A 12,876-nucleotide genomic window follows, 5' to 3' on the forward strand; every position below is an offset into this window, starting at 1 on the left:
ACCGCCATGCGCCACCTCACCCGCCTTTCGACCCTGCTCGCCCTCGGCCTGCTGAGCCAGGCCCCTGCCCTTCAGGCCAAGAACCTTAAATTCTGCTCCGAAGGCAGCCCGGCCGGCTTCGACACTGCCCAGTACACCAGTGCCACCGACAATGACGCCGCCGAGCCGATCTACAACCGGCTGGTGGAGTTCGAGCGCGGCGGCACGGCCGTGCACCCGGCACTGGCGACCAAATGGGAGGTCTCCGACGATGGCCTGCGGTACACCTTCCACCTGCGCGAGGGCGTGAAGTTCCACGCCAACAAGGCCTTCAAACCGAGCCGTGACTTCAACGCCGACGACGTGCTGTTCACCTTCAACCGCATGCTCGACAAGAACCACCCGTTCCGTAAGGCCTACCCTACCGAATTCCCCTACTTCGTCGGCATGGGCCTGGACAAGAACATCGCCCGGGTCGAGAAAGCCGACCCGCTGACCGTGGTGTTCACCCTGAACAAGGTCGATGCCGCCTTCATCCAGAACCTGGCCATGAGTTTCGCCTCGATACTCTCGGCCGAGTACGCCGAAACGTTGCTGGCCAACGGGCGCCCCAGCGACATCAACCAGCAACCGATCGGCACCGGCCCGTTCGTGTTCCAGCGTTATCAGAAGGACTCGCAGATCCGCTTCAAGGGGAACAAGAACTACTGGGCGCCAGAGCAAGTAAAGATCGACAACCTGGTGTTCTCGATCAACACCGACCCGTCGGTGCGCATCCAGAAGCTGCGCCGCAACGAGTGCCAGGTCACCCTGAACCCGCGCCCGGCTGACCTGCCCGCGCTCAAGGCCGATGGCAATCTACAAGTCATGCAGCAGCCGGGTTTCAACCTCGGCTACATCGCCTACAACACCCAGCACCCGCCGTTCGACCGCCTGGAAGTACGCCAGGCCATGGACATGGCGGTGGACAAGAAAGCGATTATCCAGGCGGTGTACCAGGACTCCGGCCAGCTGGCGATCAATGCCATGCCGCCGACCCAGTGGTCCTATGACAGCAGCCTCAAGGACGCCCCCTTCGACCCGGAAAAGGCCAAGCAGCTGCTGCAGCAGGCCGGGGTCAAGCCGGGCACCGAGGTCACCCTGTGGGCCATGCCCGTGCAGCGCCCGTACAACCCCAATGCCAAGCTGATGGCCGAGATGCTCCAGGCCGACTGGAACAAGCTCGGTTTCAAGGTGCGCATCGTCAGCTACGAATGGGGCGAATACCTCAAGCGCATGAAGAGCGGCGAGCACGACATCGCCCTGATTGGCTGGACCGGCGACAACGGCGACCCGGACAACTGGCTCGGCACCCTCTACAACTGCGACGCCATTGGCAGCAATAACTACTCGCGGTGGTGCGACCCGCAGTACGACAGCCTGGTCAAGCAGGCCAAGCAGGTTACCGACCGCGAGCAGCGCACGGCGCTGTACCAGCAGGCCCAGCAGCGTCTGAAGCAGCAGGTGCCGATCACCCCGGTGGCGCATTCCACGGTGAACCAGCCGCTGAGCATCAAGGTGGCCGACTTCAAGGTCAGCCCGTTCGGGCGCAATGACTTTTCCGGTGTGAGTGTTGATTAGGCGATAGCCAGGTCAGGCCTCTTCGCGGGGCAAGCCCGCTCCTGCACAGGTTGGTGATCACCCTGTAGGAGCGGGCTTGCCCCGCGAAAGGGCCGGCATGGCCAACACACCTCCCCCGACTTGGCCCGGCGCCCCCGGGCAACCCTGGCAACACCGCAGCAAGCAACCCGGCCCACAAGGCCAGGCAATAACTAAAAGAACAGAAAGGGAGCTTTAACCTTGAGACTATTCACCTTGACCGCTTTGGCCTTATCCATCGGCACCTTTTGCGCCGTGACGGAGGCCGACACCCAGAGCCAGGACTACGTCCCGATCAGCCTGAAATCCACCAGCGAACAGGACGATGCAAACGGCTTCCTCGACGGCCAGAGCCTGTCCGGCAGCACGCGAAACTGGTACGCCCACGAACGCGCCACCCGCGCACCGCTGTGGAAGTACTACAAGGCTGACGGCAGCCGCCACGACACCCACAGCCGCGACAACTGGGTGCAGGGCACCATCCTCAACTACAGCTCAGGCTTCACACAAGGCACTGTCGGCTTTGCCGTCGAGGCCGCCGGCTACAACGCCATCGCCATCCAGCAGGGCCGCGCCGCGATCGCCGGGCCGAACAACCGAACGCTCACCCACAGCGACGGTGACCCGGTCGGCCAGTGGAGCAAAATGGGCCTGGCCAACGTCAAGGCGCGCGTCTCCAACACCACCCTCACCGTCGGCCGCCAGTCGGTGGACACGCCGATGATCGCCTACATCGGTAACCGTGCGCTGCCGTCGAGCTTCCAGGGCGCGTTCCTGCACAGTGCCGAGTTCGACAACCTGTCGATCGACCTGGGCACTTTCGACCGCGTTTCGCCGCGCACGGAACAGAGCCTGAGCAAGTTCCGCAGCGAATACAGCGCCACCGGCGTCGAAACCGACCGCGCCAGCACCGCCGGGGTCAACTACCAGCCGTTCAAGAGCCTGACCACCAGCCTGTACGCCACCAAGGTCGATGACTTCTGGAACCAGTACTACTTCGGCGCCAACCACGTCCTCGGCGACAACGCCGTGCTCGCCCTGACCACTGGCCTGAACTACTACAAGACCGTGGATGAAGGCAGCAAGAAGATGGGCGAGATCGACAACGACACGTACAGCCTGTCGTTCGGCCTGACCCACCAGGCCCACACCCTCACGGCGTCATGGCAGCAGGTCAACGGCAACGAGTACTTCGACTACCTGCACGAAACCAATGGTATCTACCTGGCCAACTCGCTGCTGTCGGACTTCAACGGCCCCAACGAGAAATCCCTGCAGATTGCCTATGTGCTGAACATGGCGCCCTACGGCGTGCCGGGCCTGAAGTTCAACCTGTACAACGCCCGCGGCTGGGGCATCGACGGCACCCACTACCGTGGCACCGCCTACGACGTGAACGGCCTGGACGGCGAAACCCACTACGAGTGGGGCATCGGCACCAGCTACGCCGTGCAGAGCGGGCCGTTCAAGGACACCAGCATCCGCGCCACCTACACCGCACACCGCGCCAGCAAGGCCCAGGCCGATGGCAGCCTGGACGAGTTCCGCGTGGTCACCACCATTCCATTCAACATTCTCTGACCGCTGGCGCCATGGCCCGCTTCAACCCGGGCCGTGGCGGCTACGCTGGAATCAACGCATGCAGGGAGTTTCCATGACATCGCTACCGCTCCGCGCTGCCCTGGCAGCAGTCATCCTCGGCGCCGCCGGCAACCTCGCGGCCAAGCCACTGGTGGTGTGCACCGAAGCCAGCCCTGAAGGCTTCGACATCGTCCAGTACACCACCGCCGTCACCGCCGACGCCTCGGCCGAGACGGTGTTCAACCGCCTGGTCGACTTCAAGCCCGGTACCACCGACATCCAGCCGGCCCTGGCCGAACGCTGGGACATTTCAGCCGACGGCCTGACCTACACCTTTCATCTGCGCCATGGGGTGAAGTTCCACACCACCGACTACTTCAAGCCGACCCGCGACTTCAACGCCGACGACGTGCTGTGGAGCCTGAATCGCCAGCTCGACCCGCACCACCCTTGGCATGACAAAAGCAGCGCCGGCTACCCGTACTTCGAGAGCATGGCCTTCAAGGACCTGCTGAAATCCGTGGCCAAGACCGACGACCACACGGTGGTGATCACCCTCACCCGCCCGGAAGCGCCGTTCCTGCGGGACATGGGCATGCCCTTTACCTCGATCTACTCCGCCGAATACGGCGACCAGCTGCTCAAGGCCGGCAAGACCGGCGACCTCAACAGCAAGCCCATCGGCACCGGCCCCTTCATCTTCCAGCGCTACAACAAGGACGCCCAGGTTCGCTACAAGCCCAACCCGGACTACTTCCGCGGCAAGCCGCCAGCCGATGCGCTGGTCTTCGCAATCGCCACCGACAGCAACGTGCGCCTGCAGAAGCTGCGCGCCAACGAATGCCAGGTGGCGCTCTACCCCAAGCCCGATGACATACCGTTGATCAAGAAGGACTCGACACTCAAGGTCGACGAAATCGAAGCCCTGGTCACCGGCTACATCGCGATGAACACCCAACACAAGTACCTGAGCGACGTACGCGTGCGCAAAGCCATCAACATGGCCTTCGACCGCCAGACCCACGTCGACCAGCTGTTCGGCAAGGGCAACGCACTGGTCGGCGTGAACCCCTACCCGCCGACCATGATCGGCTATAACACCGAGAACAAGAACCCGCCCCGCGACCTGGCCAAGGCCCGCGAGCTGCTCAAGGAAGCCGGGGTACCGGAAGGCACGGTGATCACCCTGTTCACCCGCAACGGCGGCGGCGCGACCAACCCCAACCCACGCCTGTCCGCCGAAATGCTGCAGGCCGACCTCAAGCAGATCGGCCTTAAGCTGGATATCCGCGTGATGGAGTGGGCCGAAATGCTGCGCCGGGCCAAGAACGGCGAGGCCGACCTGGTGTCCACCGGCTGGGCCGGCGACAACGGCGACCCGGACAATTTCCTCAGCCCGCTGCTCAGCTGCGATGCCGCAAAAAGCGGCGAGAACTACGCGCGCTGGTGCAACGCCAAATTCCAGGAGCTGATCACCCGCGCCCGCGAAGTGAGCGACAACGACCAACGCGCCAGGCTCTATGCCGAGGCTTTGAAGGTGTACGATGACGATCAACCCTGGATCAGCATGGCCCATCCGAAGATGTTCACTGCCATGCGTGACAACGTGGAGGGCTACGTGATCAACCCTCTGACCAACAACAACTTCGCCACCACCCGGGTGAAGTAGAACAACAACGATCGCCGGGACCCCACACGGGCACCGGTGGCACTGCGTGACCTGCTTATGAGGTAACCCCGACAATGTTGAGTTTTATTGCCCGGCGCCTGGGCCTGCTGATACCGACCTTCTTCGGTATCACCTTGCTGACCTTCGCGCTCATACGCCTGATCCCCGGCGACCCGGTGGAAGTGATGATGGGCGAGCGCAGGGTCGACCCCGAAATGCACGCCCAGGCCATGGAGCGCCTGGGCTTGAACAAGCCGTTGCCGGTCCAGTACCTGGACTACGTCGGCAAGCTGGCCCAGGGCGATCTCGGTGAATCGCTACGCACCCGCGAGAGCGTGTGGACCGAGTTTCTCACCCTGTTCCCCGCCACCCTGGAGCTGGCCCTCGCCGCCTTGCTGTTCGCCGGCGTGGTCGGCCTGCTAGCCGGGGTGATCGCCGCGCTCAAGCGCGGTTCACTGTTCGACCACGGGGTGATGGGGATTTCCCTGGCCGGCTACTCCATGCCGATCTTCTGGTGGGGCCTGATCCTGATCATGTTCTTCTCGGTGAGCCTGGGCTGGACCCCGGTTTCCGGGCGGATCGACCTGCTCTATGACATCGAGCCGAAGACCGGCTTCATGCTCATCGACACCCTGCTCAGCGACGAGGAAGGCGCGTTCAAGGATGCGGTGATGCACCTGATCCTGCCGGCCATCGTGCTAGGCACCATCCCGCTGGCGGTGATCGCCCGCATGACCCGTTCGTCGATGCTCGAAGTGCTGCGCGAAGACTACATCCGCACCGCCCGCGCCAAGGGCCTGTCGCCCGCCCGCGTGGTGTTCGTGCATGGCCTGCGCAACGCGCTGATCCCGGTGCTGACGGTGTTCGGCCTGCAGGTCGGCACGCTGCTGGCCGGCGCCGTGCTCACCGAAACCATCTTCTCCTGGCCGGGCATCGGCAAGTGGCTGATCGAAGCCATCGGCGCCCGTGACTACCCCGTGGTCCAGAACGGCATCCTGTTGATCGCCTGCCTGGTGATCCTGGTCAACTTCGTCGTGGATATCCTCTACGGCCTGGCCAACCCACGCATCCGTCATCAGCGCTGAGGCCTTCGCCATGACTAGCCCGATTCCGAAATCCGTCACACCGGCCAGCCCGGTGGACCAGAGCCTGCTCTACCCCTCACCGTACAAAGAATTCTGGCACGCCTTCTCGCGCAACAAGGGCGCGGTAATGGGCCTGGCCTTCATGTGCCTGGTGGTGTTCTGCGCCCTGTTCGCGCCGTGGGTTGCCCCCCATGACCCGAGCGAGCAGTACCGCGACTTCCTGCTGACCCCGCCGGTGTGGCTTGAGGGCGGCAGCTGGCAGTTCATCCTCGGCACCGACGAACTGGGCCGCGACCTGCTGTCGCGCCTGATCCAGGGCGCGCGGCTGTCGCTGCTGATCGGCCTGTCGTCGGTGGTGATGTCGCTGATCCCGGGGATCCTGCTGGGCCTGCTGGCCGGCTTCTTCCCGCAGGTGCTTGGCCCCTCGATCATGCGCCTGATGGACGTGATGCTGGCCCTGCCCTCGCTGCTACTGGCGGTGGCCATCGTCGCCATCCTCGGCCCTGGCCTGATCAATACCGTCATCGCCATCGCCATCGTGTCGTTGCCCTCCTACGTGCGCCTGACCCGCGCCGCGGTGATGGGCGAGCTGAACCGTGACTACGTCACCGCCGCACGCCTGGCCGGTGCCGGGCTGCCACGGCTGATGTTCGTCACCGTGCTGCCCAACTGCATGGCGCCGCTGATCGTGCAGGCCACCTTGAGCTTCTCCTCGGCGATCCTCGACGCCGCCGCGCTGGGCTTCCTCGGCCTCGGCGTGCAGCCGCCAACCCCCGAGTGGGGCACCATGCTGGCTTCGGCCCGTGACTACATCGAGCGCGCCTGGTGGGTGGTGAGCCTGCCTGGCCTGACCATTCTGCTCAGTGTGCTGGCAATCAACCTGATGGGCGACGGCCTGCGCGATGCGCTGGACCCGAAACTCAAGAACGCCGCCTGAGGAGAACGCCATGTCACTGTTGCAGATCAACAACCTGAACGTGCGCTTCGGCGACGCCAATGCCGTGCCCGTGGTCGATGGCCTGGACCTGGCGGTGGAAGCCGGCGAGATCCTGGCCATTGTCGGCGAGTCCGGCTCGGGCAAATCCGTCACCATGATGGCCCTGATGGGCCTGATCGACGCCCCCGGGCGCATCACGGCCGATTCGCTCACCTTCGACGGCACCGACATGCTCAAGCTCAGCGGTCGCCAGCGGCGCAAGGTGGTGGGCAAGGACATCGCCATGGTCTTCCAGGACCCGATGACCGCGCTCAACCCCAGCTACACCGTTGGTTACCAGATCGAGGAAGTGCTGCGTCAGCACCTGGGCCTGAAAGGCAAGGCCGCACGCCAGCGTGCCCTGGAGCTGCTTAAGAAAGTCGAGATCCCGGCTGCGCAAAGCCGCCTGGACGCCTACCCGCACCAGCTCTCCGGCGGCATGAGCCAGCGTGTGGCGATCGCCATGGCGATTGCCGGCGAACCCAAGCTGCTGATCGCCGACGAACCGACCACCGCGCTCGACGTGACTATCCAGGCGCAGATCATGGAGCTGCTGGTCAACCTGCAGAAGGAGCGCAACATGGCGCTCATCCTGATCACCCACGATCTGGCCGTGGTCGCCGAAACCGCCAGACGGGTGTGCGTGATGTACGCCGGCCAGGCCGTGGAAGTCGGCCAGGTGCCGGAGCTTTTCGACGTGCCCGCCCACCCGTACAGCGAAGCGCTGCTGGCAGCGATCCCCGAGCACAGCGTCGGCGCCGAGCGCCTGGCCACCCTGCCCGGCATCGTCCCCGGCCGCTACGACCGCCCGACTGGCTGCCTGCTGTCGCCGCGTTGCCCGTACGTGCAGGACAACTGCCGGCACCAGCGCCCGCCCCTCGACCCGCAGGCCCACAGCCTGGTGCGTTGCTTCTACCCGCTGAACCAGGAGGTGGCGTGATGGCCGTCGTTCTCACTGCCCGGGAGCTGACCCGGCATTACGAAGTGTCCCGCGGGCTGTTCAAGGGCCACGCCCTGGTGCGCGCGCTCAATGGCGTGTCGTTCGAACTGGAGGCCGGCAAGACCCTGGCCGTGGTCGGCGAGTCCGGCTGCGGCAAGTCGACCCTGGCTCGCGCCCTGACGCTGATCGAAGAGCCCTCCTCCGGCTCGCTGCAGATTGCCGGCACCGAAGTGAAAGGCGCCAGCAAGTCCGAGCGCAAGCAACTGCGCCGCGACGTGCAGATGGTATTCCAGAGCCCTTACGCTTCGCTCAACCCACGGCAGAAGATCGGTGACCAACTGGCCGAGCCACTGCTGATCAACACCTCGCTGAGCAAGGCCGAGCGGCGCGAGAAAGTGCAGAAGATGATGGAACAGGTCGGCCTGCGCCCCGAGCATTACCAGCGCTACCCGCACATGTTCTCCGGCGGTCAGCGCCAGCGGATTGCCCTGGCCCGGGCGATGATGCTGCAACCGAAGGTGCTGGTGGCGGATGAGCCGACTTCGGCGCTGGACGTGTCGATCCAGGCCCAGGTGCTGAACCTGTTCATGGACTTGCAGAAGGAGTTCAACACCGCCTACGTGTTCATCTCGCACAACCTGGCGGTGGTGCGGCATGTGGCCGATCAAGTGCTGGTGATGTACCTGGGGCGGCCCGCGGAGATGGGGCCGAAGGCGGATATCTACGAAAAGCCGTTGCATCCATATACCCAGGCGCTGCTGTCGGCCACACCGGCGATTCACCCGGACCCACTGAAACCGAAGATCCGCATTGCCGGAGAGCTGCCCAACCCACTAGATCCGCCGGATGGGTGTGCATTCCACAAGCGTTGCCCATATGCGACCGAACGTTGCGCCAAGGAGGTGCCGGCGTTGCGGCAGGTGAGTACGCGGCAGGTCGCTTGCCATTATGCCGAGCAGTTTCTTTAAGCTTTAGATTGTTGGGGCCGCTTCGCGGCCCCGGGAATCTCAATGCATGAAAAGCCAGATCAGGATGATCACTGGTATCGGCACCCCAATCATCCAAAGTAATAAAGAGCGCATGTTCCATCTCCTTAATCGAGCACCAACACAAAGGGCGGCTTACGCCGCCCTTCGGATCAATGCATGAACAGAGCAATCAGGATGATCACCGGGATTGGAACCCCGAGCATCCAGAGCAGTATCGAGCGCATGGTTATTCTCCTTCCTTAACGTTGAATGGTGCGATGAGCGACGTAGTCGACTTCAAGCCATTGCACGCGGTCGCGCAGACGGCCGCCATACAACGCAGCCACGCTGGCGAAGAATGCGCCGCAAAGCAGAGCGACGAAGGTCCACAGTGCAGTCCAGGCTGCCACCTTGGCCGCTTTGTCAGCCGCTTGCTTGGCATCCACCTTCAGCTGCTGTACCTGTGCCATGACCTGGTCGACACGTGCCTCGGCCTCCGGCTGGGTCAACCGGGTACGTTGGGCCACCAGCTGCGCAAGGTAGGCCCGATCTTCCGCAGGCAAGGCGCCGTCACTGGCGATTCCTTTGGCCAGAATTCGTGCTGCCACGCCATTGGCGGCATCTTCACTGACCGGTGCCGGCCCCTCGCCACGGAACAGGCTATCGACGAAATACCCCATCGAGTTGCTGTTGTTGTCAGCCGCAGCAGCCCCCCCTGCCGCCGCGGTCACGGTCGCTGCCTGGGAGGCCGCGCTGGCGCCCGCGCCAATCACGTTGCCCGCAGCGCCCAGCACCAGCATTGCCGCCACCAGGGTCGCCACCGCCCAGGACAGGAAACCGTGGGCGGTATCGCGGAAGTACACTTCATCACCATGCAGGTTGGCCCACTTCACCCGCAGCCGACCCGCGATGTAGCCGCCTAGGCCCGATGCAATGATCTGGGTGAGCAGGAGCCAGACGATGGTGGAAATGCCCAGCGCCTTGGCGCTCGCCCCTTCGTTGGCCCAAGGGGAAGTCGCTGCAAAGCCCAAGCCTGCCCCAAGAACCACGAGGATCAGGGACAAGGCAGCAGCGGCGGCGGCACCAGCGAAGATCGCGGCCCAGGACACACCTGAGCGGGTTTTGGGATCGACAACGGGATAGTCGGCAGAGGGGATCATGATGTGTTCGCCTGTATTGGGTTGTTAGCGAGAATTCCATTCGCGCAATAACCATTGCAGCGGCTGTGCCAGTTGTGACAAAAAATGACACCCTTTCAGATCAACAAGTTAGCAATCAGATCAGCGCATCAACCGTGCAAAATGCGCGAATTGCCGAACTGCATCAGGTGTTCTGCATTCTTGTCGACGCCCCCGAGGGCAGGGCATGATTCGGGCATGACCCTTCTCGACACGCCCGCCCAGACCCCGCTGACCGCCGACACCGTGCTGCGCTACCACTTGTGCTGGAAGCACCGTGACCTCGACGGCGTGATCGCGCTCTACCACCCCGACATCCAGTACCACGACTTCTTCCAGAACCGCGTGCTCGGCTACCGCGAGCTGCGCGACTACGTGCGCGCCTGCCTGCCCCATGAAGCCGGCGAGGACATCGTCCACAGCGACCGCATCCGCGTCGACGGCTGCACGGCCTTCATCCAGTACCAGGTCACGGTGCAGGGCGGCGACGGCCTGGTGGCGTTCCAGTCCAGCGAAGCGATCACCGTCAAGGACGGCCTGATCTGGCAGGTCAACGAGTACGCTACCCTGGTTCGCCAGAACGGCAACGGCCTGGTCAGCAGCGGCCCGCGCCCGGCCACTAGCCGCCTGGGCCTGTCGCCACGGCAGCTGTCGACCATGGCCCAGGACCTGGAGCACTACTTCCAACGCCAGCGCCCCTACCTCGACCCGGAGCTGGACCTGCAGCAGGTGGCCGACGCCAGCGGCTACAGCCGTAACCAGATCTCCTACCTGCTCAACCAGGTGCTCGGGCAAAGCTTCTACCGCTACGTCAACCAGGCGCGCCTGCAACACCTGATGGCCAGCCTCGACGACGACAGCGTCGAGGCGCCGATCGACGACCTGGCGTTCAACGCCGGCTTCAACTCGCTCTCGGCGTTCTACAAGTGCTTCCGCGAACACACCGGCCTCACGCCCAAGGCCTATCTCAAGCAAATTTCCCTGCGTGCACGCACGTAAGACAGCCACCAGCCGACACCACTAGCATCGCCCACAGACCTTGACGGATGTGGAGCAAAACCCGATGCAACCCCTGCGCACGCTCAGCCTGTGGATGGACCAGCTCGACGAGCCGCTGTGCGCGCGCCCGGCCCTGCGCCAGGACCTCGAGGTCGATGTGTGCATCATCGGCGCCGGCTACACCGGGCTGTGGACCGCCTACTACCTCAAGCGCCAGGCTCCGCAACTGAATATCGCGGTGATCGAGGCCAACATCGCCGGCTTCGGCGCTTCTGGGCGCAATGGCGGCTGGCTGATGGGCAACCTGCTGGGTGAAGACCGCCTGCTCGCCACCCTGTCGCCGCAGCAGCGCCGCGCCAGCATCGACCTGTTGCATGGCATTCCTGATGAAGTGCACAGCGTGCTGCAGCGCGAGGGCATCGACTGCGACTACCGCAAAGGCGGCGTGCTGTATTGCGCCGCGCGTTACCCGGAGCAGGAACGCAGCCTGCGCGCGTACCTCGACGACCTCTATCGCCAAGGCATGACCGAGGACGACTACCGCTGGTTGCGCCCCGAGCAGCTGGACGCACAACTACGGGTCAGCAATGCCTACGGCGCTATCTACAGCCCGCACACCGCAACCATCCATCCGGCCAAGCTGGCCCGTGGCCTGGCCCGGGCCGTGGAAGCTCTGGGCGTGACGATCTACGAGAACACCCCGGCCATCGACTGGCAACCCGGCGAAGTACGCTCGCCCCTGGCGCGCATTCGCTGCCAGTGGATGGTGCCTGCGGTCGAAGGGTACGCCGCCAGCCTGCCGCCGCTGGGCAAGCACCAGTTGCCGGTGCAGAGCCTGCTGGTGGCCACCGAGCCGCTGCCGGAATCGACCTGGGAGCAGATCGGCCTGAGCCAGGGCCAGGCCTTCAGCGAGAGCAGCCGCCAGGTAACCTACGGCCAGCGCACCGCCGACAACCGCCTGGTATTCGGCGCCCGCGGCGGCTACCGCTTCGGTGGCCGGCTGCGCGAGAACTTCAACCTCGAGGAGCATGAAGTCGAGCTGCGTCGCTACCTGTTCGGCGAACTGTTCCCGCAGCTCAAGCACGCCCGCATCACCCACTCCTGGGGCGGCAACCTGGGCATGGCGCGGCGCTTCCGCCCGCACATGCTCTGCGACCGCCAGCGTGGCATCGCCCTGGCCGGCGGCTACGGCGGCGAAGGTGTCGGTGCCACCAACCTTGGCGGGCGCACGCTGGCGGCGCTGATCCTCAACCAGCACAACGAACTGACCGCGCAACCCTGGGTACTCGACAACCGCCCGGTTGCAAGCCTGGCCAGCTGGCCGCCCGAGCCCTGCCGCTGGCTCGGCTACAACGCGATCATCCAGAGCTTCGTCCACGAGGACCGGACCCTCGCCAACCCCGCCAGCGCGCCTTGGAGGCGGCGCCTGGCCAGCTCCCTTGCGGACTTCATGGAAGGCTTCATGCACTGACTTCCCTTACCCCGACACAGGATCCACCGGTCATGAGCATTACCCAGTTCAAACACACAGACACCGCCGTGCTCGAAAGCGCCAACCCGGTCGCGGTGCCACTTGGCGAACCCGTGGCAGTGGCTTCGGTCACCTGCGTGGAACGCAGCGACGGCGTCGAGACCGGCATCTGGGAGTGCACGCCCGGGCGCTGGCGGCGGCAGATCGTGCAGCAGGAGTTCTGCCATTTCATCAAGGGCCGCTGCACCTTCACCCCCGACGGTGGCGAGCCCCTGCTCATAGAAGCCGGAGACGCACTGATGCTACCGGCCAACAGCACCGGCATCTGGGACATCCAGGAGACCGTGCGCAAGACCTACGTTCTCATTTTCTGATCCGCTGATCGCCTGCCT

At 64.4% G+C, this 12,876-nt stretch carries 12 protein-coding genes; 11 read left to right on the forward strand and 1 reads right to left on the reverse strand.

Annotated features, from left to right (window positions below):
• Positions 1-6: 6 nt before the first annotated feature.
• The 8 genes from BGP85_RS24825 to BGP85_RS29390 all read left to right on the forward strand — a co-directional run bounded on the left by BGP85_RS24825 (position 7) and on the right by BGP85_RS29390 (position 9,017).
• The gene (locus tag BGP85_RS24825) at positions 7-1,599 is read left to right on the forward strand and encodes an ABC transporter substrate-binding protein (RefSeq protein ID WP_103445590.1); all 1,593 of its coding nucleotides are present in this window, start codon (positions 7-9) and stop codon (positions 1,597-1,599) included.
• Positions 1,600-1,818: 219 nt separating this feature from the next.
• Entirely contained in the window at positions 1,819-3,198 is a 1,380-nt protein-coding gene (locus BGP85_RS24830; protein WP_103445591.1) for an OprD family porin, read from the forward strand.
• Positions 3,199-3,271: 73 nt separating this feature from the next.
• Entirely contained in the window at positions 3,272-4,867 is a 1,596-nt protein-coding gene (locus BGP85_RS24835) for an ABC transporter substrate-binding protein (RefSeq protein ID WP_103445592.1), read from the forward strand.
• A 74-nt stretch (positions 4,868-4,941) separates the two neighbouring features.
• Positions 4,942-5,952: an ABC transporter permease subunit gene (locus tag BGP85_RS24840; protein WP_103445593.1), complete on the forward strand. Its 1,011-nt coding sequence runs from the start codon at positions 4,942-4,944 to the stop codon at positions 5,950-5,952.
• Positions 5,953-5,962: 10 nt separating this feature from the next.
• Positions 5,963-6,889: an ABC transporter permease subunit gene (locus tag BGP85_RS24845; protein WP_103445594.1), complete on the forward strand. Its 927-nt coding sequence runs from the start codon at positions 5,963-5,965 to the stop codon at positions 6,887-6,889.
• 10 nt (positions 6,890-6,899) lie between these two features.
• On the forward strand, positions 6,900-7,868 hold the full coding sequence (locus tag BGP85_RS24850; protein WP_103445595.1) for an ABC transporter ATP-binding protein: 969 nt from the start codon (positions 6,900-6,902) through the stop codon (positions 7,866-7,868).
• Positions 7,868-8,836 carry a peptide ABC transporter ATP-binding protein gene (locus tag BGP85_RS24855; RefSeq protein WP_103445596.1) on the forward strand — a complete coding sequence of 323 codons (969 nt, stop codon included), beginning with the start codon at positions 7,868-7,870 and terminating at the stop codon, positions 8,834-8,836. The genes BGP85_RS24850 and BGP85_RS24855 overlap by 1 nt, the downstream gene beginning before the upstream one ends.
• A 46-nt stretch (positions 8,837-8,882) precedes the next feature.
• Entirely contained in the window at positions 8,883-9,017 is a 135-nt protein-coding gene (locus tag BGP85_RS29390; RefSeq protein WP_258035827.1) for a hypothetical protein, read from the forward strand.
• 79 nt (positions 9,018-9,096) lie between these two features.
• Here the strand turns inward: BGP85_RS29390 and BGP85_RS24860 are convergent, their stop codons facing one another.
• Positions 9,097-9,996 (reverse strand): hypothetical protein, encoded by a 900-nt coding sequence (locus tag BGP85_RS24860; RefSeq protein ID WP_103445597.1) that lies wholly within the window; start codon positions 9,994-9,996, stop codon positions 9,097-9,099.
• A gap of 216 nt (positions 9,997-10,212) precedes the next feature.
• On the opposite strand from BGP85_RS24860, the gene BGP85_RS24865 reads away from it, so the two are divergent.
• From BGP85_RS24865 to BGP85_RS24875, 3 genes are all read left to right on the forward strand, one after another.
• Positions 10,213-11,013: an AraC family transcriptional regulator gene (locus tag BGP85_RS24865; RefSeq protein WP_103445598.1), complete on the forward strand. Its 801-nt coding sequence runs from the start codon at positions 10,213-10,215 to the stop codon at positions 11,011-11,013.
• Between the two features lie 64 nt (positions 11,014-11,077).
• Positions 11,078-12,484, forward strand: a complete 1,407-nt coding sequence (locus BGP85_RS24870; protein ID WP_103445599.1) for an NAD(P)/FAD-dependent oxidoreductase — start codon at positions 11,078-11,080, stop codon at positions 12,482-12,484.
• Positions 12,485-12,516: 32 nt separating this feature from the next.
• Entirely contained in the window at positions 12,517-12,858 is a 342-nt protein-coding gene (locus tag BGP85_RS24875; protein ID WP_103445600.1) for a cupin domain-containing protein, read from the forward strand.
• Positions 12,859-12,876 lie beyond the last annotated feature (18 nt).

It is taken from the genome of Pseudomonas putida (assembly GCF_002906855.1).
Lineage (GTDB): Bacteria > Pseudomonadota > Gammaproteobacteria > Pseudomonadales > Pseudomonadaceae > Aquipseudomonas > Aquipseudomonas putida_N.

Excerpts from the sequence above, each read along its gene's own strand:
- BGP85_RS24825 (WP_103445590.1), top strand. The coding sequence starts at position 7 with ATGCGCCACCTCACCCGCCTTTCGACCCTGCTCGCCCTCGGCCTGCTG.
- BGP85_RS24835 (WP_103445592.1), top strand. The coding sequence starts at position 3,272 with ATGACATCGCTACCGCTCCGCGCTGCCCTGGCAGCAGTCATCCTCGGC.
- BGP85_RS24840 (WP_103445593.1), top strand. The coding sequence starts at position 4,942 with ATGTTGAGTTTTATTGCCCGGCGCCTGGGCCTGCTGATACCGACCTTC.
- BGP85_RS24845 (WP_103445594.1), top strand. The coding sequence starts at position 5,963 with ATGACTAGCCCGATTCCGAAATCCGTCACACCGGCCAGCCCGGTGGAC.
- BGP85_RS24850 (WP_103445595.1), top strand. The coding sequence starts at position 6,900 with ATGTCACTGTTGCAGATCAACAACCTGAACGTGCGCTTCGGCGACGCC.
- BGP85_RS24855 (WP_103445596.1), top strand. The coding sequence starts at position 7,868 with ATGGCCGTCGTTCTCACTGCCCGGGAGCTGACCCGGCATTACGAAGTG.
- BGP85_RS29390 (WP_258035827.1), top strand. The coding sequence starts at position 8,883 with ATGAAAAGCCAGATCAGGATGATCACTGGTATCGGCACCCCAATCATC.
- BGP85_RS24860 (WP_103445597.1), bottom strand. The coding sequence starts at position 9,996 with ATGATCCCCTCTGCCGACTATCCCGTTGTCGATCCCAAAACCCGCTCA.
- BGP85_RS24865 (WP_103445598.1), top strand. The coding sequence starts at position 10,213 with ATGACCCTTCTCGACACGCCCGCCCAGACCCCGCTGACCGCCGACACC.
- BGP85_RS24870 (WP_103445599.1), top strand. The coding sequence starts at position 11,078 with ATGCAACCCCTGCGCACGCTCAGCCTGTGGATGGACCAGCTCGACGAG.
- BGP85_RS24875 (WP_103445600.1), top strand. The coding sequence starts at position 12,517 with ATGAGCATTACCCAGTTCAAACACACAGACACCGCCGTGCTCGAAAGC.